Consider the following 21,395-nt stretch of genomic DNA (forward strand, 5'->3'; position numbering starts at 1 on the left):
CATCTATCGGACCGACGTTCCAGGACGGAGCATGACGACGTGGACGAGGCAGTGGTGGTCACGGAGCTGGTCAAGCGGTACCAGCCCAACATGCCACCGGCGGTGGACGGGCTGAGTTTCTCCGTCGCCGCCGGTGAGGTCTTCGGCCTGCTCGGGCCGAACGGTGCGGGCAAGACGACGACGATCGGGGTGCTGACCACACGGGTGCGGGCCACCTCGGGCCGGGCCCAGGTGTGCGGCGCCGACGTGATCGGCTCGCCCGCCGTCGCCCGGCAGTTGCTGGCGGTCGTACCGCAGCGGGTGAACCTGGACCGGGCGCTGACCGTCCGGCAGAACCTGCTGTTCCACGCGGCCTACCACCGGGTGCCCCGGGCGCAGCGCATCCGGCGGGCGGACGAGTTGCTGGACCAGATGGGGCTCAAGGACTTCGCGAACCACCGCACCGACTTCCTGTCCGGCGGCCTCGCCCAGCGCACGATGATCGCCCGCGCGCTGATGCACTCGCCCCGGGTGCTCTTCCTCGACGAGCCGTCCGCGGGCCTCGACCCGCAGTCCCGGCTCTTCGTGCACGACCGGGTCGCCGAGCTGAAGCGGTCCGGGGTGACCGTGGTGGTCACCACGCACGACATGGACGAGGCGGAGAAGCTCTGCGACCGGGTCGGCATCGTCGACCACGGCAAGCTGCTCACCCTGGACACCCCGTCCGCGCTGACCCGTACGCTGCCGGGCAGCAGCACCCTGACCCTCGTGGTGACCCCCGGCGCCCCCGCCGAGCAGGTGCGGGCCGCGCTCGACGCGATCCCGGACGTGGAGCAGGTGGAACACTTCAAGGTGACCGCCCCGGCGCCCGTCGCCGCGCCGGCGTTCCCGGGCATGCCGGCGATGCCGATGCCCGCGCCGGCCCCCGACGCCCCCGCCGACCCGGATGCCCCGCTCTCCTTCCGGGTCTACACCAGCGGCCAGCCGGCCAACGCCATCCCGATGGCGATGAAGATCCTCGCCGACCTGGGCTGCGAGGTCCGTGACCTGAACATCGGCCAGCCCAGCCTGGAAGATGTCTTCATCCACCTGACCGGAAGGGAACTTCGGTGAGCGTCGCCGCCCCCGCCCCCCCGTCCGCGCCGTCGCCGGCCTCGTCGCCGCCGCCGGTGCGCGCGCTGGACCAGTTCGCCACGTTTCGGGCGGTGCTCTCGCGGGACCTGTTCGTCACCGGCCGGGAGCTGGTCGGCTTCCTGCTCCAGGTCTTCATCCAGCCGCTGTTCATGCTGCTGATCTTCGGCAAGGTGCTCAGCGACCTGGGCTACGCCAGCGACGACTTCTCCAACGTGCTGCTGCCCGGCGTCATCGCGCTGAACGCCTTCCTGATCGGCCTGGAGAACACCGCGCTGCCGATGATGATGGACTTCTCCTTCACCCGGGAGATCGAGGACCGCCTCCTGTCGCCCATGGCGATTCCGCTGGTGGCCCTGGAGAAGATCGTCTTCGGCGGCATCCGCGGCCTGATCGCCGGCGTGGTGCTGATCCCGGTCGGCATGCTCATGCTCGGTGTCACCTGGCCCTGGGCGGTGGTGCTCAAGGTGGTCGGGGTGTTGGCGATCGGCGCGCTGGTCGGCGCGGCGGTCGGTCTCGCCTTCGGCACCCTGGTGCCCACGCAGCACATCCAGATCATGTTCACAGTGGTGATGACCCCGATCATGTTCACCGGTGCCACCCAGTTCCCGCTGCTCGGCCTGGACTCGCTGCGCTGGTATCAGGTGATCTGTTCGCTGAACCCGCTGACCTACATCAGCGAGGCGACCCGGTCGCTCGTCGGCCCGCCGGGGGTCGAGTCGCTGCCGCTCTGGCTGTGCATGTGTGTCCTCACCGGGGTCTTCGTGGCGTTCTCGGCGATCGGCATGCGTGGCTTCATGCGCCGCGCCATGGACTGACCGGCCCGGGATGCGTCCGCCGAGGGCCCGAACCGCTTCTGCGGTTCGGGCCCTCGCTGCGTCGTCGCCGGTCGCGGTGGCTGTCGCAGGGGGCGGTTCCACCGCGCCCCTGCGACAGCCGTCAGGACGTGGCGCTCTGTGTCTCGTCGGCCAGTGTCTCGGCGTACATGACGAGCCGGGACGGGAGGTCGGTCCGGCGCTTCACGTCGAGCTTGCGGTAGACCCGGGTCAGGTGCTGCTCGACAGTGCTCACCGTGATGAAGAGCCGGCTGGAGATCTGGCGGTTGGTGTGGCCCTGTGCGGCCAGCGCGGCGACGCGCCGCTCGGCGTCACTCAGCCCGTCGTCCGGTTCCTGGAGCTCGGCGGCGGCCGGGTACGCCGGCAGTCCGCTGCCCGGCTCCCGGCGGATCAGCCGCTGAGCCAGCACCGACGCCCCGCAGTCCTGCGCGAGCTGGTAGGCGCGGCGGACGAGCAGCCGGGCGCGGGCGGAGTCTCCGGCGCGCTGGAGTGTCTGACCGGTGTCGCCGAGGGCGCGGACGAGCTCCAACCGGTCGCCGCTGGACTGGAGCAGGTTGACCGCCTCGGAGAGCAGCTTGCGCCGGTGGTCCTGGGCGGCGGTGGTGGCGAGCAGGCGCAGCGTACGGCCCCGGGTCCGGTCGTCGACCCCGTGCGGCACCCGCAACTGCTCCTGCAGGAGCTGCATCGCCTGCGTCTTGTTGCCGACGCTGAGCTGCACCCGGGCCAGCTCCAGCCGCCACGGCACCAGTCCGGCCGCGTCGATCCCCCACGTACGCATCAGCTCGCCGCAGCGCCGCAGGTCGGTGGTGGCGGCGTGCGGCCGGCGTACGGCCAGGTGGTGCCGGCCGCGTGCGGCCAGGTAGTGCAGGCCCAACGGGGTGCGGAACATGCCGGGCGGGGTCGGGTGGGCCAGCCACCGGTCGGCCTCGGCGAACCGGCCCGACTCCGTCGCGGACGCGATCAGGGTGGACAGCGGTCCGGCGATCGCCACACCCCAGGCGGGGGCGGGCATGTCTTCCAGGGCCGCACGGGCGTGGTGCTCGGCACCGGGCAGATCGCCGACGCGCAGGGCCGCCTCCGCCCGGATCGCCCGGATCACGGCCCGCCAGCCCGGCGCGTGCTGAGCCACCGGCCGGTCGAGCAGCACGTCGCCCCAGACCGCGGCCCGGTCCGACCGGCCGGCCCAGAGCAGCGCCAGCAGGGGCGCGGTCAGCAGGCCGAGGGCGCCGTCGTCCGTGTGGTGGCGCTGCAGGATCTGCTCGGCGGTCGTCACCGTGTCGTTGTCGGCGGTCGGCGTCAGCGCGGCGCCGAGCACCGTGACCGCCTGCAGGAGCGGGCTGACGGTGGTCGGGGCGCCGGCCGCGCGGCTCCAGGTGGCCGGGGTCTGCCGCACGTTCGCCAGGTGGTCCGGGTGGGAGAGGGAGATCAGAAGCTGCATGATCCGCAGGCGGCCGGGCGGGGCGGCCGGGCCCTGCTCCTCGTCCGCCGAGAAGCCGCTGACGGCCTCGGCAGCCTCATCGATGCGGCCCTGCCAGAGCAGGTACGGCACGGCGGAGAGGCTCGCATCGGTGGACCAGCCGGCGGCCCGCGCCGTCTGCACCAGCTCCGTCAGCTGCCCGTTCACCGTCAACGGGTTGATCTGCCAGCGGGCATTCACCAGCATCTCGGTGGTGGCGGTGCGTTGCTGCTCGTCCACCGGCGCGCGGGCGAGCAGCCGCAGGCAGGCTGCCGCCACGTCGGGCCGGCCCGACGAGAGCGCGTGACCGGCGGCGTCCTGGAGCACCGGCACCCTCCAGCCGGTCACCGCCGCACCGGCGGCAACGAGGTGCTCGGCGACCACGCTCGCCTCGGCGCCGCGGTCGTGCAGCACCTCGGCGGCCCGCTGGTGCAGGCTGCGCCGCTCGTCGGCCGACATGTCAGCCAGGATCGAGCGCAGGATGCGCGAGTGGCGTAGCTGGTCGCACTCCATCAGGCCCGAGGTACGCAACACCCGTACCGCCGGGACCGTGGTCGCGGGCATCACGTCGAGGAGGTGGCCGAGCAGTTCGGTCGACGCGGGCCGGTCGAGCACGGCGAGCGCCTGGGCCACCCGGCGTACCCCGGGCTCGTGGCGGTAGAGGCACCCGAGCACGGCCTGGTCGAACGCGTCACCGACGGACGGAACGTCGTGGTCGCTGCCCTCGCCACCGGCCCGTTCGTCGAGCAGCGCCCGGGTGAGCAGCGGATTGCCTCCGGTCATCCGGACGTAGTGTTCCGCGGTCGCGCGGGTGTCGGCGTCGTCGACGGCGCCCTCGACCAGCCGGGCGACGGCGTCGACGGTCAGCGGTGGCAGGCCGATCCGGGAGAAGTGCGGCTGGCTGAGCAGCTCGGCGCGGAACAGCGGGTGCGGCGGGCGCAGCGTCGACGCCTCCGCGAACACGACCATGATCCGGGCGTGGCGCAGCCGCCGGGTCACGTAGAGAAGGCAGTGCAGCGAGGCCGGGTCCGCGTGGTGCACGTCGTCGACGAGGAGGACCAGGGGCCCGTTGGCAGTCAGGTCGATCAGGGTGGTGAAGAGGCCGTGCAGCAGGGGTGCCCAGGCCCGGTCTCCGTCGGACGCCTCGCCGCCGACTTCGGGCAACGGCACCGCGGAGGTGGCGTCGCGCAGCAGCTTCTCGACGTGGGCGGCGGTCTCCGGGGCGAGTCGTGCACTGTGGAACAGCTGCCCGACGACTCCCAGGTGGAGACCGCGCTCCGCCCGCGAGCCGGTCGCGCTCATCACCTGCCCGCGGGAGCCGGCCGTCCACTCGCCGAACGACTCCAGCAGGCTGGTCTTGCCGCTGCCCACGGCACCGGTGACCAGCGCGACGTGTCCGCGCTGCTGCTCCTCGCACGCGTGGAACACGCGCCGCAGACGGGTGATCTGTTCCTCTTGCTGAACCAACACCTGCGCGTAAGCCCTCCTTGTACGCGGCGCGGGCCTGGAAACGCCGGTGCGGCCCGACACCGCCACCCCTGCCGGAGACAGCCGCCCCTCCGCCCGCGTCTCGACGGGTAGGGGTGGAGCGCGCCGGGCGGCCACGCCGGGTGGACCTGAAATCCTTCGTCGGACCGGTCTTCTTGCCGTACGGTCCGCGTGTCGAGGCGAGTCTGGCACCGGCATGATGGTGCGACAACGGGCGTGAGACCCCATCGTTTCGCACCCAAACCTGCGGCCCCAGAAGGCATTTAGGGGTTGCGCGACTCGGGGTGAGGGGTGTTGGAGCCGATCGGCCCGGGGGAGGCGACACGCCGGTGAGCGGCCGGTGTCGGGGCGTACGGCTTGATGGTGCCACACCGCGACTCCCGGCGCACGCCTGGTGGTACCCACAGTGGTGGTGAGCAGACTCTTCGCGACGGCCGGCGAGGGCGACGGTCGCGTGACACCCGGTGGCTGTTCCGTGCGTAAGCCCGATCGGGATCAGCGCGGCCGAGGGCCGGACGGACGGCCGCCCGGGGGGTCCGTGCCCCGCGTCAGCGGATCCAGCACCGTCGTACCGGGGCGGTCGAACCGCAGCCGTCCGGCGAGTTCGCTGCGCGAGTTGACGTCCAGCTTCCGGTAGATGCGCGTCATTCGCTGTTCGATCGCGCTGACCGTCAGGAAGAGCTTCTCGGCGATCTCACGATTGGTGTGACCCTGGGCGGCCAGGGTGGCCATCCTGGATTCGGTGTCCGTCAGGCCCTGGACCACGACCGCCGCACCCGCCCGGCCGCCGGTGGCACCGTCTCTGGTGGACAGGGCGCTGGGCCACAACGTCGGGATGCCGCACTCCTCTGCGAGAGCCCGGGCCGACCGGGTCGCGGCGCGGGCCTGCCGCCGGTCGCCGGCCTGCTCGTAGGCGTGACCGAGGTCGGCAAGGTTGTGCGCCAGTTCCATCCGGTCGCCGCACTGCCGCAGCAGCCGTACGGCGCTGCGCAGGTGCGGGATCCGTTCCTGTCCCTCCTCGGTCGCGGCCAGAACCCGCAGGGCCGCGGCCCGGTACCGGACATGGACGGGCCGCAGCCGGGCCAACTCGTCGCGCACCAGCTTGCGCGCCTGCTGACGGCGGCCCATCCGGAGCAGTGCCCGAGCCGACTCGGTGCGCCACGGCACCAGGCCCGAGAAGTCCAGCCGCCACCGCTGCATCAGCTGCCCGCAGAGCTGGAAGTCGGCCAGCGCGGCCTCGGGGCTTCCCGCGGCGAGGGCGTGCGTCCCGCGGGCGTGCAGGTAGTGCAGCCCGAGCGGGGTCTCGAAGATCGCCGGCGGCACCGGCACCTGAAGGCAGGCGGCCGCCGTGTCGAGCTGGTCCATGAAGGTCAGGGCCCGTATCCGGACGGCGAGAGGTATCCCGATCACCACCCCCCAGCCTTTCGGCGAGAGCTGCCCCAGTGCCTCGTCGGCCAGCTTGCCGGCGCGGGGGAGGTCGCCGAGCCGGCCGGCGACGGCGGCCCGCAGGGCGGTGAGCGTAGCCGAGGGGGTGGGGTGGTGTGGGGTGGCGAGGTGGCGGTCCAGCCGGTCGCACCAGTCGTCGGCCAGGTCGAGCCGGTCGGCGTAGATCATGGCGATGAGGGCGCAGATGACCCTCCACATGTGCGGTTCGTCGTCCGGCCCGGTGGTCGACAGTGTCCGCTCGGCCGCCTCGACCACGCCCGCGTCACCCCGGGCCAGCACGCCGGACAGCAGGATGACTCCGCTGAGCCCGTGCTTGACCCGGGCCAGCGTGAGCGGATCCCGCGCGGCCACGGCGGGCGCGGGCCGGTCGACCATGACCCCGGGATAGAGCGTCGAGATCCAGCCGGTGATGACGAGCAGCTCGGCCGCGGACTGCGGATCGGCGGGATCCGACCGCTCGCTCAGGTGCCTGACCAGGTCGACGGCCTTGTCGATCTCACCGTGCCAGAGGAGGTACTGGATGGGACCGGCGGCCTGTTGGCTGCCGAGGTGCCCGGCCCGGATGGCGGTGGCGACGCTGACCAGGTGGGGGATCGTGGCCTGCGGGTCGAGTCGCCACTCGGCGCGAGCCAGCGCGGAGCGGATCCGCGCCCGCAGACACTCGCCGACGCCACTGCGGTGCGCCCGGCGCAGGTACCGCAGGGCGGTCTCCACCTCGCCGTCGAGCAGCGCCTGCTCGCCGGCGTCCAGCAGGGTCTGCGCCATCCAGGGTTCGGCCAGCTCGCCGATGTCCACCAGGTGCGGCGCGATCCGGGCCGGGGGCGCGCCGTCGTCGTGCAGCAGGCGGGCTGCTCCCAGATGCAGCCGTACGCGTTCCTCGGCGGTCATCCCGTCGATCACGGCCTGGGTCACCGCCGGATGGCGCAACCCCTGTTCGTCGATCAGCCCCGCGCTGGTCGACTTGTCGACAGCGCCCAGCGCGGGGTGCAACCGGGCGTCGACGAGATGCGGCAGCAGGCTGCCGTGCAGCGGCTCGCCGGTCACGGCGAGCACCCGGGCGGCGTTGAGCACCAGGCGGTCGCAGCGGTACAGGCAGCTCAGCACGGCCTCCCGGAACGACTCGCCGACCGCCGGGGCGTCGGCGGACCGTGGCGCGGCTGCCTGGTCATCGGCGAGCGCATGCACCAGGAGCGGATTCCCGCCGCTGATCCGGTGGCTCTCCTCGGCGATGCTGCGGGCGAGCGGGATGTCGAGCCGCTGGGCGAGCAGCTGGAACGTCCCCTCGGCGGTGAGCAGCGGCAGGCGGATGCGGTGCAGCTTCGCCGGTTGCAGCATCTCGGCGTGCACGTCCGCCTGCCACGGCCGGGTGCGTGGCGCCTCCGTCAGGACCATCAGCACGGGCAGGCCGGAGAGCCGCCGGGCCACGTAATCGAGACAGCGCAGCGACGGCACGTCCGCGTGGTGGATGTCGTCCACCACGATGACCAGCGGCCCCCGCGAGGTCAGTTCGAGCAGGGCGCGCCCGATGGCGGCGGTGAGCCGGGCGTTCTCCGCGTCCGCCGGATCGGCGTCGCTCCATGCGAGGGCGCCCGCGTCCAGCAGCCTGGCGAGGCGGGCCCGGATGTCGGGGGCGTCCGCGGCGCACGACGGCACCGCGCGGACGAGCTGCCGGACGACCTCCAGCGGTACGCTGCGCTCCGCGCGGGAGGCGCTCGCGCCGATGACCCGTGCTCCGGCGTCGCAGGCGCGCCGGGCGAAGGTCTGTGAGAGCGCGGTCTTGCCGGAGCCGACCGGGCCGGTCAGCACGGTCACCGGCCGGTCGGTCGGCGAGGTGCCGCCGCGGAGCAGGTCTGCGAGTCGGCGCTCCAGCAGGCCGAGCTGGCTTGAACGCTCGGTCAGCTCCATCACCGCCCCCTCCGGGGGAGGGCCGCGTGCCCGGTGCGGCCCGACAGCTCGACCAAATTGGAGACCGGCAATTCTTGACCCATTCCATTATCGGCAAGTATCGACGGGTGTCGAGCTTTGCCGGTGCGCCATCGACCGACTTGACCGGTTGGCTGCTGCGAGCCGTGTTCCCGTGTGCGTCGGCGATAATTCCCCAGCTCTCGCGGGGTCGACACTTCCTATCGACCTCCTTGATGGTGGGAGTATGGCAGTTGGGCAATTGGGCGGCAAGCCGAGTTGTGTAAAGGATGAGCAAACATGGGTTACTTGTCTCGGGTGACCCGGACCGGGGGTGGCGACGGAAAGTCGCCGGCTGGTCCCGTACCGTGACAGAGCGCTCCCATGAGCCGATGGTTCCGCTTATTCGGCCCGCCTGCTGATTGGCGAATGGGCTTTTCCGTGCTAATCCGGCGTCCGGGCGTTGCCGGTCGCTCTCGCCGAGGTGTTCGAAGCCGCCCGCGGTTGCGGCGTGCGGAGACGTCGAGCTGAGCGTCATCGTCGTTGAACTCGGCGTTCGTGACCCCGCCCGTGCCGATCCCGGCGCGGGCGGGCCTGGTGCCGGCAGCTGGTGTGGAGGTGTCGTCCGCCCCCGGGGTGGGGCTGCGGGGTCTGGTCGGGCCTCCGGCAATTGCCGGAGGCGCTCGATTGTTGCGATGTAAGGCATCGATGCCGGAACTGCGATCGATGCCTGTCCGATCCTGCCGGCGGTCGAGGCTTGGTGTGCGTCGGTGGGCCACGATTCGGACGTTTGGGAGATTCTGCGATTATGTATGAAAAGGAATTATGCGTCCGAGTGTCCTGTTGGTTGCGGAGGTCTGCGGTCCCATTCGGCCTGAAGGCTGATCTCATGCGGGACGCGTCAATGCGATAAAGTCGTGACGGCGAGTTGCCGGGCATTGAGAAAGACGTTTTCCGATCGGTTTTCGCTCGCTGAAGACAAATGCGGTCTCTGTATTGTTCGCCGAGCCGGAGTGAGCGCTCGGGCCGGCCGTTGTGTCCGGACGGCCGGGATCCGGTCCTAGCTGGCCAGTAGGCCCGGACAGGGGGATTCGGACTCGGCGGCTAGGGGTTGTGCCCGACGATAGCCCGGCCCTAATTTCGGGGCACCCGGTCTCCACCGTCTGGATAGCCGGACATGGGGCCGTGCAGGCCCGAGACCTGAAGGGTTCTGTGGCCGTCGTGATGTCCCAGCTGCCGCCGCGACTCGTTGCGGCCCCGCGCAGGGGATAGCGGAGATGACACTGCTGCCGGTGCTGCGTGGATTCGGTGCGGATCGGGCCGACGCGGTCACGGTGGCCGGAGAAGCCCTCTCCAGCGAGGCCCTGCTGGGCTGCGTCACCGCCGTCGCTGATCGGATCAGGGGCGCGACCGCGGTCGCGGTCGACGGCACACCGACGCTGGAAGCGGTGGTCGGAATGCTCGGCGCCCTCCTCGCCGGGGCGCCGCTCGTACCGCTGCCTCCCGGCGCCGACGAACGCGAACGCCGCCGCATCCTGCGGCAGTCCGGAGCGACGGTGATCCTCGGCCGTGCCCCGTCCGGGGCCGACGGCCTGTCCACGATCCCGGTCGACCTGCGAGAACACGCCTCGACGCGGCACCCCGAGCCCGCCCCGGGCAGCGACGCCGTCATCCTCTACACCGGTGGCGCATCAGGGCCGCCACGAGGGGTGCGCATCTCGCGCCGCGCCATCGCCGCCGACCTCGACCTTCTGGCCCGTGCGTGGCACTGGAGCGAGGAGGACGTGGTCGTCCAGGGCACCCCGCTGTTCCGGGCGTACGGTCTGGTCGTCGGCCTGCTCGGCGCACTGCGGGCCGGAAGCCGTTTCGTCCACCTCGATGACGCCGGCACCGCCGGGCCGGTCGGCTCCATGCACCTGGCGTCGCCCGACCAGTGGGCGAGGATAGCGCTGGACGGCCACCGGGCCCGGCCGCTGTCCGCGGCGCGGATCCTCGTTTCCGCGGACGGTCCGCTGGCCCGCGCCGTGGCCGAGCGGCTCCGACTGCTCACCTCGCACCGGCCGGTGCAGGCCTACGGCACCACCGAGACGCTCGTCGCGCTGACCGGGCGGGCCGGCGACCGTACGGTTCCGGGCGCTGTCGGCACCCCCCTGCCCGGCGTCGAGACGCGCGTGCTGGACCGCGAGGACCGGCCGGTGCCGGCCGACGGCCAGTCGGCGGGCGAGCTGAGCGTCTGCGGGCCGACGCTGTTCAGCGGGTACGTCGGCGGGCGGAGCCTCGCCGCCGGTCGCTGGCACGCCACCGGGGACCTGGCCAGCGTGGCCCCCGACGGCACGTACCGGATCATCGGGCGGTGCGGGCTCGACGTGGTGCACAGCCGGGGCCGGCGGATGCCCACCGGGCAGATCGAGGAGGCGTTGCTGAGCCACCCCGGCGTGCGCGACGCCGCCGTCGTCGGCACGCCGCACCACGCGCTCGGCGAGCAGGTCACCGCCTACGTCGTCGCCGAGGGGGTGACCGCGCAGGTGCTCATCGACCACGTCGGCCGGTACCTCTCGGCGGGCCAGCGCCCCCGGCGGGTGCACTTCGTCGACGAGCTGCCGCGCAGCGCCTTCGGGCGGATCAGGAAGTCTCTGCTGATCGCCCGCGGCTGAGCCGGCCGGACAGCGGGCGGCGGTGACCCGCCCCCGCCACGGTCAGCCCTCCACCCAGCCGTGCCGCCGGGCCAGCTCCAGCATCCTCGCACGTACCGCCACGATCTGCGCTCCGGTCAGGTCCGACACGGAGGTCACCAGCGCCTCGGTGGTCTCCGCGGAGAAGGCCCGCTCGGAGAGGACGTCGCACAGACCCTCGTCGTCCTCCGCGCCGCCCGTGGCCTGCCCGCTGTCCCTGCTGCGCCCGCCGCCGACCGTGACGCCGGCCCGGGCGGACAGCCCGGCACCGGCCGCCGGGACGCGATCCGCACCCGGGGCGACGCCGGACACCCGCACCAGCACGGCCTTGGGGCCGCGCTCGGTCTCCACCGCGTCGTACTCGACCGGGACGCCGGGCGTCAGTGCCCACTTGTCGCCGTCGAGCATGTTCGCGTGCACGAACACGTCGTCGCTGCCGTCGTCCGGGGCGATGAACCCGTAGCCCCGCACCTCGTCGAACCGCACCACTTTGCCAGTAAGCATCGCCATTCCCGCGTCCATCCGCCCCAAATCCAGGTGCCCCGCCCGCAGGACCGGGACGGCGCCCAGAGTGGCACCTGTCCCGTGCAGGCCGGCACCCGTACCCGACCCCTATGGTGCACCTATCGCCGAGGCCCGCCGCGGCGAGGGGTGCCGCAGCGCCTACCATCGGCCAACGTGATCGAGCAGATCCTGCCCCCCACCGTGGCGGTGTCCGAGTCCTTCACCGATCCCGCCGGCGTGACCCTGTTCCCCGAGGAGGAGGCGCTGGTGGCACGGTCGGTGGAGAAGCGACGCCGGGAGTTCACCACAGTGCGGCACTGCGCCCGGCTGGCCCTCGGCGAGCTGGGCCTCGCCCCGGCGCCGATCGTCTCCGGCGCACGCGGTGCCCCGCTCTGGCCGGACGGCGTGGTCGGCAGTATGACGCACTGCGATGGCTACCGGGCGGCGGTCGTCGGCCGTACGGCGGTGTTCGCCAGCCTCGGGGTGGACGCCGAGCCGCACGCCCCGCTGCCCGACGGGGTGCTTGGAGCGATCGCCCTGCCGGCCGAACGGTCGCGCACCGTCACGCTGGGCGCGGTCCGCCCCGCCGTCTGCTGGGACCGCCTGTTGTTCAGCGCCAAGGAGGCGGTGTACAAGGCGTGGTTCCCGCTCACCGGCCAGTGGCTGGACTTCTCCGAGGCGGACATCGTGTTCGACCCGGCCGGCACGTTCGAGGCCCGGCTGCTGGTGCCCGGTCCGGTGTTCGGCGGGGCCGAGGTGCGGGCGTTCGCGGGCAGGTTCCTGGTCGAGCGGGGGCTGGTGGTCACCGCGATCAGCATCCCGGCGGTCGCGTCCTAACCGTCTGCGCTGAGCCGCGTCTTCTGCACCTTGCCCAGGGCGTTGCGGGGCAGGGCGTCGACAAGGCGCACCTCGCGTGGTCGCTTGTGCGCCGAAAGGTGCCGGGCCACGAAGTCGATCAGCTCGGCCTCGCCCACCCCGTCGCCCACCACGTACGCGGTGACCTGCTGACCGAGGTCGGGGTGCGGGGTGCCCACCACGGCTGCCTCACGGACCCCCGGGTGCGTCAGCAGGGCGTCCTCCACCTCGCCGGCGCCGATCCGGTAGCCACCGCTCTTGATCAGGTCGGTCGACGCCCGGCCGACGATCCGGTGCCAGCCGTCCGGGTCGACGGTGGCGACGTCCCCGGTGCGGAACCAACCGTCCGGGGTACGGCTCGCCGCGTCGGCGTCCGGACGGTTGAGGTAGCCGTCGAACAGCGTGGGGCCGGTGACCTGAAGCTCGCCCATCGTCGCCCCGTCGGCCGGGAGCGGGGTGCCGTCGTCGCCGACCAGCCGCGTACGGACCCCGGGCAGCGCCAGCCCGACGGTGCCGGGCCGGCGTGGGCCGTCCGTCCGGGCGCTCACAGTGATCAGGGTCTCGGTCATCCCGTACCGCTCGACGACCCGGTGACCGGTGAGGGTGGCGAGGTCGGCGAAGACCGCCGCCGGCAGCGCCGCGCTGCCCGAGACCAGCAGCCGCGCCGGACGCAGCGCCCGGGCCGCGTCCGGGTCGGCGGCGATTCGGGACCACACCGTCGGCACCCCGAAGTACATGGTGCCGTCGGCGGCGGCGTACCGGTCGGGGCGGGGGCGGCCCACGTGGTGCAGCCGGCTGCCCAGCCGCAGTGGTCCGAGCACGCCGAGCACCAGCCCGTGCACGTGGAACAGCGGCAGGCCGTGCACCAGCAGGTCGTCCGGCGTCCATGCCCAGGCGTCGGCCAGCCCGTCGAGGCAGGCGGCGATCGCGCGGCGGGAGATCACGGCGCCCTTCGGGGCGCCGGTGGTGCCGCTGGTGTAGAGGATCACCGCGGTGCAGGCCGGATCCGGCTCGGGGTGGACGGTGTCCGACCGGCGGGTCAGGTCGACGGGTACGACGGGCCGGCCGGCGTCACCGACGGTGCGTTCCGCGCCGGCCGGGGCCAGCAGCGCCGTCGCGCCCGAGTCGCGCAGGATGTGATCGCGCTCCATCGGCCCGGCGTCCGGCGGGATCGGCACGACCGCCGCCCCGGCCGTCAGCGCGCCCACCACGCCGACCACGGTCTCCAGGGTGGCGGTGGCCTCGATCGCCACCCGGTCGACGCCGCGCAGCTCGTCGGCCACCGCCGTGGCAAGGCGGCGAAGCTCCACCCAGGACACCGCCCGGCCGTCGACCCGGATCGCGTCCGGGTGCTCGTCGGTGCCCTTCGTCAGCCAGCCCAGCAGCGGCATGGTGCGATCCTCTCAGCGGCCCGGTCCGAGCCCTGCCGGGGGCCGCGACGCCGGTAGGGTCGTGGGGTACCGCCGGATCCGGGTGGGCGAGTGCGCCGCGCCGGTGGGCCGGGAGAACGGTCCTGACCGTAGTCGGGGGCCTCCGCGGCCTGCCACCCCTACCGGCCGTGGCGGTCGTGCGGGCGGGGAGGTGACATCGGTGGTCGCGAGGGCGACGGCGGCACCCGACGGTGTCCGGGCGGTGGTGTTCGACCTCGACGGGGTGCTGGTCGACAGCCTCGCCGTGGCCAGAGAGGCGTTCGCCCTCGCCTACGCCGAGGTGGTCGGCGACGGCATGGCCCCGGTCGAGGAGTACTGCCGCCACCCGGGCCGGTACCTGCCGGAGGTGCTGGAGCTGATGGGTCTGCCAGCGGCGCTCGCCGAGCCGTTCGTGCGGGAGAGCAACCGCCTTGCACACCGGGTCAGCCCGGTCGTCGGCGCGGCGGAGCTGCTGCGCACCCTGCGTCGGCGGGGGATCGGGCTCGCCGTGGCCACCGGCCGCAGCGGCGTACGCGCCCGGGACCTGCTCGGCCGGCTCGACCTGTTGCCGCTCGTCGACCACGTGGTGGGCTCGGACGAGGTGCCCCGCCCGAAGCCCGCGCCCGACATCGTACGGCGGGCGCTGCACCTGCTCGGGGCCCGGCCCGCGGAGGCGCTGATGGTCGGCGACGCGCCCAGCGACCTGGCCAGCGCGCGGGCGGCCGGGGTGACGGCGGTGGCCGCGCTGTGGGGCGAGTCCGACGAGGAGACGCTGCGCACGGCCGGCCCGGACGTCGTTCTGACCCGGCTCGACGAGTTGCTGCCGCTGTGCCCGGCACGGCGGTGACGAGCCACACCGGATCCGTGGGCGAGAAGCCGCCCGGAGCCGCCGCCCGCCCGGACGGACGCACGGACACCTGGCGTGACCGGGCGACACCCCTGTCGCCGGGCGGCACCCCTGTGGAGGATCGTTCCCCGACATCGACACCCCCGATTCGTCACCCGATCAGTTGATCGGCGCATCGGTTGCGCGGATGATGTCGGGCGTCGGTCGGCCCGGGTCCGGCCCGTTCCCGCGAACCGACGCCGCGATCAGCCGAGGGGTCCGCCCTTTCCGACGGCAAACCGCACATGAAGGAGGACCACCCCAGATGCCGGTCATCGAGGTCGATCATCTGCAGAAGCGGTACGGCGAGAAGGTCGCGGTCGACGACGTTTCCTTCACCGTCGAGCAGGGCGAGATCTTCGGCGTCCTCGGCCCGAACGGCGCCGGCAAGACGACCACTGTGGAGTGCGTGCAGGGGTTGCGCCGTCCCGACGGCGGGACCGTCCGGGTGTTCGGGCTGGACCCGGTGCGCGACCGCACCGAGGTGCGCCAGCGCGTCGGCGCCCAGCTCCAGGAGAGCCAGCTGCCGGACAAGGTGCGGGTGCGGGAGGCGCTGGACCTGTACCGGTCCTTCTACCGCAACCGGGCCGACATCGACGAGCTGCTGACCGACCTAGGCCTGGCCGAGCAGCGCAACACCTACTTCCAGAAGCTCTCCGGCGGGCAGAAGCAGCGACTGTCGGTGGCCCTGGCGCTGGTGGGCAGGCCGGAGATCGCCATCCTCGACGAGCTGACCACGGGCCTCGACCCGCAGGGCCGCCGGGACACCTGGGATCTCGTCGAGCGGATTCGCGACCGCGGCGTCACCGTCGTGCTGGTCACTCACTTCATGGAGGAGGCGCAACGACTCTGTGACCGGATCGCGATCATCGACAAGGGGCGGGTGGTGGCCATCGACAGCCCCGCTGGCCTGCTCGCCCGCGTCGGCAGCGAGCACCGTGTGCACTTCCGCCCGGCGGAGCCGGTCGAGGACGCCCTGCTGCTCGCCTCGCCCGACGTGACCGGGGTCAGCCGCTACGGCGCGGAGGTGACGGTGACCGGCACGAAGGACGTGCTCCAGTCGGTCCTGTCGGTGCTCAACGGGCGCGGAACAACCTACACGGACCTGCGGGTCGAGCAGCCCAGCCTCGACGACGCCTTCGTCGCCCTGACCGGCCGTGGCGGCCGGACCGCCGCGCAGTCCCCGACCGACGGGAGGTCGTCGTGAGCGCCCTGTCCAAGCTGATCGCCGTCGAGACGAAGCTGTTCCTCCGGGAGCCCGTGTCGTTGTTCTTCGTCTTCGCCCTGCCGATCGGCCTGATGCTCGTCTTCGGCCTGCCGCAGCGTGCCGGTACGGCCGCCGACACCGGGCAGCACGCCGAGCAGACGTTCCTGCCGTCGCTCGCGCTGGCTCTCACCATCGGCATGCTCGCGCTCTTCACCCTGCCGATGGCGCTGGGCATCTACCGGGAACGCCGGATCCTGCGCCGTCTGGCGACGACCCCGGTGCAGCCCGCGCTGCTGCTGGTCGCCCAGGTCGTGGTCAACCTCGTGATGGGCGTGCTCGGTGCGGTGGTCACCGCGATCGCCGTGCGGTTCCTGCTGGACCAGCGGGCGCCGGCCAACCTGCCCGGGTTCGTGCTGGCCTTCCTCCTCGGGGTCGCGTGCCTGTTCGCCGTCGGCCTGCTGATCGCGGCGCTGGCGCCGTCGGCCAGGGCGGCACAGTCGATCGGCCCCGCGCTGTTCTTCCCGCTGCTCTTCCTGGCCGGTGCCTGGTTGCCCCGCGACCGGATGCCGAGTGCCCTGGCCGTCGTCGCCGACTACTCGCCGCTCGGCGCGACGGTCGACACCATCGGCGCGGCGTGGGCGGGCGCCGACCCCGAACTGCCGCAGCTGATCGCCCTGGCCGTCACGGCCGCCGTCGCCTCCCTGGGGGCGACGCGCTTCTTCCGCTGGGAGTGAGCCCGCCGCCCGACAGGGCTGGTCTGGGCATCGTCGCTGCCCAGGGCGTATCTAGGGGTGCGCTAAGGGTGCCGGCGAAATGTGATCTGCACTACGTTCGGTTCACCCGGCATCGGGTGTCGTTGGACCTGTGTGGACCGAGCCGCCGTCGCCCCTGTAGCGGCTCGTAAGGTGTGCGGAATGCGACGGAGGTCGTGCCATGAAGGACGTTTCGCAAGCTGATCCGGTCGCCCGGGACGCCGCCGGCGTCATCGATGTCGTCCTGGAAGGCGGCCCGGCCGACCTGCCGGCCGACCTGCGCAGCCGTCGGGTGTCCACGGCCGAGAAGAAGATCAAGATCCTGTACTACGGCGGGTACGAGCACTTCGAGCGGGGCAACGCCGCCGCGGCGGTCGAGCCGGTGGTCTTCCGCTGGACCGGTCGGACCCGGATCGCCGAGTAGCGAAGGGACAGCAGTCTCATGCGGGCACAGGACCAGCGTACGGGACCGCACCTGACGGTCAGCGACACAAGCGAGGCGATCGCCTTCTACACGGACGTCTTCGACGCCGTGGCCATCCAACGGGAGTGCCTGCTCGACGGGCATGTCGTGCACGCGGAACTGGCCGTCGGCGGCCATCACCTGACCGTGAGCGAGTGGTGGGAGGCGGGCGACCCGTCGGTGGCCGCAGACCGTGACGAGGTGTTGACCATCGAGCGGACGGACCCCGAGTCGGTGCTGCGGCGGGCGGTGGCCGCGGGCGCCCACCTCGAGCCGCCGGCTGCCCCGTCGCACCAGGTCATGTTGCGCGACCCTGCCGGCCTCTGCTGGAGCGTCGTCGGCCCGCAGCGGACGGCGTAGGGCGAGCCTTCGCGCGCCCCGGCGGACCCGGGACAGCCGGGCTTCCGCCGGCCGGCCCGATGTGCAGGATCGCGGTCGGCGCGTCGGCCAGGTCTCCGCCGGCCGGCAGCCGGGCCGCCGGGAGAGCGGCCGCCTCCGCCGCCGCGCCCGGTGCGCTCCTGCGCCGCACCATCACCAGTGCGAGCGCGCCCAGGCCCGCGGCGACCAGCAGGCCGCCCAGCAGGAACATCGACGTACTGCCGCCCTCGTCGCCGGTGGCCGTGAGTGTGGGCGGCGCGGCCGCGGGGGTGTCGTCGTCAGCCGCCTCGGCGAGAGGGCTCGCCTCCGCGGTGGGCGACGGCGACGTCGTGGTCGGCGCCGGCACCGCGGAGAGGGTCAACCGTACGGTCGCGACGTCACCGGCCCGGCCCCGTACGGTCGCGCGGGCGGTGCGGTAGCCGTCCATGGTCGCGCGGACCGTGATGGATCCCTCGGCGATCGTCCTGCCGGCCCTGGACGTGATCGAGAACCGGCCGCTGCGGTCGCTGGTCGTCCGGTACTCGTGGCCGGCACTGTCCCGGATGGTCAGATCCGCCCCGCCGATGGCCTTTTCGTCGGCGTCGCCGACCCGGCCGGAGACCCCCCTCACCCCCGCCGCCGGCTCGGCCTCGCCGGAGGGCGAGGCGCCCGGCCCGTGGACGTAGACCATCTTGTACGCGTAGCTGTTCTGCCCGGCGAGCCGCACGCCGACCGAGATGTTGAGGCCGGTGGTCTCGCCCGGGCGAGCGTCAGGGGCCACGAGTGTCGCGTCGAAGGTCCGGCTCTGACCGGGCCGGAGATTCGGCTCCGCCCGGCAGCCGGTGGCGCACCGCAGGCCGCCGCCCACCACCACGATCGCCGTCTCGGCGCGGCGTCCGTCGTTGGTGACGCGGAACTGCACACGTACCGTCTCGCGGGGTTTCACGTTCTCCGCCGACACGCTCAGGATGCTCACCGTCTCCGGCGCGGCCGTCGCCGGTGCCGCCGCCACCGCCACCGCCACCACGAGCGTCCCTCCGGCCAGCGCCACCAGTGCGGCCGCCCGGGCCAGCCGGACACGTGAGCGCGTCGTCACACCCCACCACCTCTTCCCCCGAGCCGGCGACGCCGGTCGATGGCGCCGCGGCCCACTATGCCCGGTCCGGCGCCGGCCGCGCGACCCGCCTCCGGCGGCCGGCCGGCAGCCCGCACGGGCCGGGACCGTCCGGCCGGGACGGACAGCAAGCGGGAAGAGGTTCCGGACCCGGTCCGCTCCTACCGTCGAAGCCGTCCGACCGCTACGGCCACGCCGTCAGCGCCGATCCCCGGAGGCCCGATGTCCGACCGTCCTCGGCGGCTCCAGCCGGTGAACCCCACGTCGCTCGTCACGACGTGGAACACCAGTTGGCACCGCGCCGCGATCAACGTGTTCACGTTCGTCGTGCTGGCCCACTGGGCCGAGCACCTCGTGCAGGCCGCGCAGATCTGGATCCTGGGCTGGAGCCGGCCCGACGCCCGTGGTCTGCTGGGCATGCCCTTCCCGTGGCTGATCGAGTCGGAGTGGCTGCACTACGGATACGCCCTGGTGATGCTCGCCGGCTTCTGGTTGCTGCGGGACGGCTTCGTCGGCCGCGCCCGGCTGTGGTGGGGCATCGCCCTCGGCGTGCAGGTGTGGCACCACCTGGAGCACCTGCTGCTGCTCGTCCAGTCGCTCACCGGTCAGTACCTGCTGGGTCGCCCGGTGCCGACCAGCCTCGCCCAGGTCGTGTTCCCGCGCGTCGAGCTGCACCTGTTCTACAACGCCGTGGTCTTCGCGCCGATGGTGATCGCGATCGGCTTGCACCTGCGTCCGACGTGGCACGAGCGGGCACTGATGCGGTGCAGCTGTCGTCGTCCCGCTCCCGCGGGGGCCTGACGTGCCCGTCCCCGCCGCCCGGCCGGCCCGCACGGGCTGGGCGGCCGGTGCGGCGGTGGCGGCGCTCGCGCTCGGCGTACCGCTGTTGAGCATCCTGTCCGCCGCGGCACCGGTCCGGATGGTCTCCGCGGCGCCCGCGGACCGGGCGGTCGTCGGCCGGCCGCCGTCCTCGGTCACGCTCACCTTCGACCGTCCGCCGGCCGGCTCCGGGACGCACCTCTCGGTCGCCGCGCCCGGGATCGCGCCGCAGGTCGGCCGCCCGGTCGTTCGTGGACGCCAGGTCAGCATCGCCGTGCCGCCGGCCGGCGAGGGGACGTACCTGGTGGCCTATCACGCGGAGTTCGGCGCCGGCCGTGAGCTGGCCGGCACGATCCGGTTCGACGTACGTGGGGACGCGCCGCCGGCAGTCGTCGGCGACCGGCCCGATCCGCGTGTCCAGGTCGATCCGGCGGGGGGCGGGCACTCGCACGGCGCGTCGGCCGAGCCGTGGGTGCTCGTGCTGCTCGGGGCCGACCTGCTGGTGCTGCTGGTCGTCGGACTGCGGCTGCTCCACCGGCGCCGGCGGGACGACCCCTCGCCCGGCAGGTGAACGGCGCGCCGGGGTTGCACTGACTGATAGTCATACTCCACTATGACTGTTAGTCATAGAGGGCGTCGGGCGGCGACGGATTCCGTGCGCCGCCGTCCCGTCGGCTGATCGCCGCTCGCCCGCGGTGCATCCCGGCCGGCGCTGCCAGCCGGGTGGGGCGCGAACCGCCGGGGAGGATCCGATGGTCGCCGCAGACACGACGAAGCCAGAGGTGCCGGTGCTGCCCGGCCGGTTGCCCATAGCCGGGCACGCACCGCTGCTGATGAGCCAGGGACTCCGGCTGATGGAGCGCGCCCGGGACACCGCGCCGGTGGTCCGGATCTACCTCGGCCGCAAACCGGTCTACGTGGTCAACGACGCCGACCTGCTGCGCCGCGTGCTGGTCACCGACGCCCCGGCCTTCGCCGGCAAGGGCCCTCTGGTCGAGAAGGCGAAGCTCGTGCTCGGCAACGGCATCTCGTGCTCGACCGGCGACTTCAACCACCGCCAGCGCCGCCTCATGCAGCCCGCGTTCCACAAGGAACGCGTCGCGGGTTACGTCGACGTCATGCGCGCCATCGCCGGCGAGCGGATCGCCGGCTGGCGCGACGGCGACCGGATCGTGATGGAACAGGAGATGCGCGAGATCGCCCTCACCGTCGCGGCGAAGGCGCTGTTCGCCTCCGACATCGGGCGCGAGGCGGTCGAGGAGTTCCGCACGTCGATCCCGATCGCGGTGAGCGGCGTGGCCGTCCGCACCATGATGCCGGCCCTCGCGGCCCTTCCCACCCCGGGCAACCGCCGCTTCGACCGGGCGCTGCACCGGCTGCACCAGATCATCGACCGGATGATCCAGGCGTACCGGCGCGACGGTGTCGACCACGGGGACGTGCTGTCGATGCTGCTCGCGGCCCGTGACGAGGACACCGGCGAGCCGATGCCGGACCTGCAGGTCCACGCCGAGGTGATGACCATCGCCACCGCCGCGACCGAGACCACGAACGGTGCCCTGGTGTGGGCGGCGTACGAGCTGGGCCAGCGGGAGGACGTCGAGCGCCGGCTGCACGAGGAGCTGACGGACGTGCTCAGCGACCGGCCGGTCACCGCGGCCGACCTGCCGAAGCTCGAGTACACCCGGCGCTTCCTCAGCGAGGTGCTGCGGCTGTACGCGATGTGGGTGCTGACCCGCCAGACGACCCGGGCCGTCGAACTCGGCGGGTACGCCCTGCCGGCCGGCGCGACCATCATGTTCAGCCCGCAGGCGATCCACCGCGACCCCCGGATCTACCGCGATCCGCTCCGGTTCGACCCGGACCGGTGGCTGCCGGAACGTGCGGCAGAGGTGCCCCGCAACGCGTTCCTGCCGTTCGGTTCCGGCCGCTACATCTGCATCGGCGAGCAGTTCGCCATGACCGAGATGCTCGTCGTGTTCGCCACGCTCGTCCGCCGGCTGCGCCTGCGGCCGGTGCCCGGTCACGTCGTGAAGCCGTCGGTCGCCAAGGGCGGCCTGCCCAACAGCCTGCCCATGGTCGTCGAGTCACGCCGCGCGTGAGACGTCGTGCACTAACC

Annotated in this window: 17 protein-coding genes; 12 read left to right on the top strand and 5 right to left on the bottom strand. The window is 73.0% G+C overall.

Features of this window, described 5'->3' with window-relative positions; genetic code table 11:
* The first annotated feature begins 39 nt into the window (after positions 1-39).
* Positions 40-1,092, top strand: a complete 1,053-nt coding sequence (locus FB455_RS03565; protein WP_013285642.1) for an ABC transporter ATP-binding protein — start codon at positions 40-42, stop codon at positions 1,090-1,092.
* Complete coding sequence (locus FB455_RS03570) at positions 1,089-1,928, top strand: ABC transporter permease (protein WP_013285643.1); 840 nt, start codon at positions 1,089-1,091, stop codon at positions 1,926-1,928. The genes FB455_RS03565 and FB455_RS03570 overlap by 4 nt, the downstream gene beginning before the upstream one ends.
* A gap of 121 nt (positions 1,929-2,049) precedes the next feature.
* Here the strand turns inward: FB455_RS03570 and FB455_RS03575 are convergent, their stop codons facing one another.
* Both FB455_RS03575 and FB455_RS03580 read right to left on the bottom strand, forming a co-directional pair.
* Positions 2,050-4,872 carry a LuxR family transcriptional regulator gene (locus FB455_RS03575; protein WP_145752194.1) on the bottom strand — a complete coding sequence of 941 codons (2,823 nt, stop codon included), beginning with the start codon at positions 4,870-4,872 and terminating at the stop codon, positions 2,050-2,052.
* Positions 4,873-5,385: 513 nt separating this feature from the next.
* Positions 5,386-8,241 carry an AAA family ATPase gene (locus FB455_RS03580; RefSeq protein ID WP_013477266.1) on the bottom strand — a complete coding sequence of 952 codons (2,856 nt, stop codon included), beginning with the start codon at positions 8,239-8,241 and terminating at the stop codon, positions 5,386-5,388.
* 1,274 nt (positions 8,242-9,515) lie between these two features.
* Between FB455_RS03580 and FB455_RS03585 the strand changes: the two genes are divergently transcribed.
* Positions 9,516-10,892 (top strand): AMP-binding protein, encoded by a 1,377-nt coding sequence (locus FB455_RS03585; protein WP_145752196.1) that lies wholly within the window; start codon positions 9,516-9,518, stop codon positions 10,890-10,892.
* Positions 10,893-10,934: 42 nt separating this feature from the next.
* Here the strand turns inward: FB455_RS03585 and FB455_RS03590 are convergent, their stop codons facing one another.
* Complete coding sequence (locus FB455_RS03590) at positions 10,935-11,432, bottom strand: cold-shock protein (protein ID WP_030268717.1); 498 nt, start codon at positions 11,430-11,432, stop codon at positions 10,935-10,937.
* Positions 11,433-11,588: 156 nt separating this feature from the next.
* Between FB455_RS03590 and FB455_RS03595 the strand changes: the two genes are divergently transcribed.
* The gene (locus tag FB455_RS03595; protein WP_145752199.1) at positions 11,589-12,251 is read left to right on the top strand and encodes a 4'-phosphopantetheinyl transferase superfamily protein; all 663 of its coding nucleotides are present in this window, start codon (positions 11,589-11,591) and stop codon (positions 12,249-12,251) included.
* Here the strand turns inward: FB455_RS03595 and FB455_RS03600 are convergent.
* Positions 12,248-13,660 carry an acyl-CoA synthetase gene (locus FB455_RS03600; protein WP_123109858.1) on the bottom strand — a complete coding sequence of 471 codons (1,413 nt, stop codon included), beginning with the start codon at positions 13,658-13,660 and terminating at the stop codon, positions 12,248-12,250. The two genes, FB455_RS03595 and FB455_RS03600, sit on opposite strands and share 4 nt — an antisense overlap.
* Positions 13,661-13,859: 199 nt before the next feature.
* On the opposite strand from FB455_RS03600, the gene FB455_RS03605 reads away from it, so the two are divergent.
* The 5 genes from FB455_RS03605 (at position 13,860) to FB455_RS03625 (ending at position 17,346) form a co-directional block, all read left to right on the top strand.
* Entirely contained in the window at positions 13,860-14,525 is a 666-nt protein-coding gene (locus FB455_RS03605) for an HAD-IA family hydrolase (RefSeq protein ID WP_091328771.1), read from the top strand.
* A 304-nt stretch (positions 14,526-14,829) separates the two neighbouring features.
* A complete protein-coding gene (locus tag FB455_RS03610) occupies positions 14,830-15,771 on the top strand; it encodes an ABC transporter ATP-binding protein (RefSeq protein WP_013285651.1) in 942 nt (313 codons plus the stop codon).
* Positions 15,768-16,505, top strand: a complete 738-nt coding sequence (locus FB455_RS03615; RefSeq protein ID WP_145752202.1) for an ABC transporter permease — start codon at positions 15,768-15,770, stop codon at positions 16,503-16,505. Before FB455_RS03610 ends, FB455_RS03615 begins: the two co-directional genes overlap by 4 nt.
* 199 nt (positions 16,506-16,704) lie before the next feature.
* Positions 16,705-16,947, top strand: coding sequence for a DUF5988 family protein (locus FB455_RS03620; protein ID WP_013477259.1), 243 nt, complete (start codon positions 16,705-16,707; stop codon positions 16,945-16,947).
* Between the two features lie 18 nt (positions 16,948-16,965).
* Positions 16,966-17,346 (top strand): VOC family protein, encoded by a 381-nt coding sequence (locus FB455_RS03625; RefSeq protein WP_013285654.1) that lies wholly within the window; start codon positions 16,966-16,968, stop codon positions 17,344-17,346.
* Here the strand turns inward: FB455_RS03625 and FB455_RS03630 are convergent.
* Positions 17,285-18,439: a carboxypeptidase-like regulatory domain-containing protein gene (locus tag FB455_RS03630; protein WP_145752205.1), complete on the bottom strand. Its 1,155-nt coding sequence runs from the start codon at positions 18,437-18,439 to the stop codon at positions 17,285-17,287. The genes FB455_RS03625 and FB455_RS03630 overlap by 62 nt on opposite strands.
* A 240-nt stretch (positions 18,440-18,679) precedes the next feature.
* Here FB455_RS03630 and FB455_RS03635 point away from each other — a divergent pair, with 240 nt between their 5' ends.
* The 3 genes from FB455_RS03635 (at position 18,680) to FB455_RS03645 (ending at position 21,378) form a co-directional block, all read left to right on the top strand.
* On the top strand, positions 18,680-19,258 hold the full coding sequence (locus tag FB455_RS03635) for a hypothetical protein (protein WP_071095617.1): 579 nt from the start codon (positions 18,680-18,682) through the stop codon (positions 19,256-19,258).
* 1 nt (position 19,259) lies between these two features.
* On the top strand, positions 19,260-19,847 hold the full coding sequence (locus FB455_RS03640) for a copper resistance CopC family protein (protein WP_013477257.1): 588 nt from the start codon (positions 19,260-19,262) through the stop codon (positions 19,845-19,847).
* 181 nt (positions 19,848-20,028) lie between these two features.
* Positions 20,029-21,378: a cytochrome P450 gene (locus tag FB455_RS03645; RefSeq protein WP_013477256.1), complete on the top strand. Its 1,350-nt coding sequence runs from the start codon at positions 20,029-20,031 to the stop codon at positions 21,376-21,378.
* The last annotated feature ends 17 nt before the right edge of the window (positions 21,379-21,395 follow it).

The sequence above is a fragment of the Micromonospora sp. CNZ296 genome (assembly GCF_007827635.1).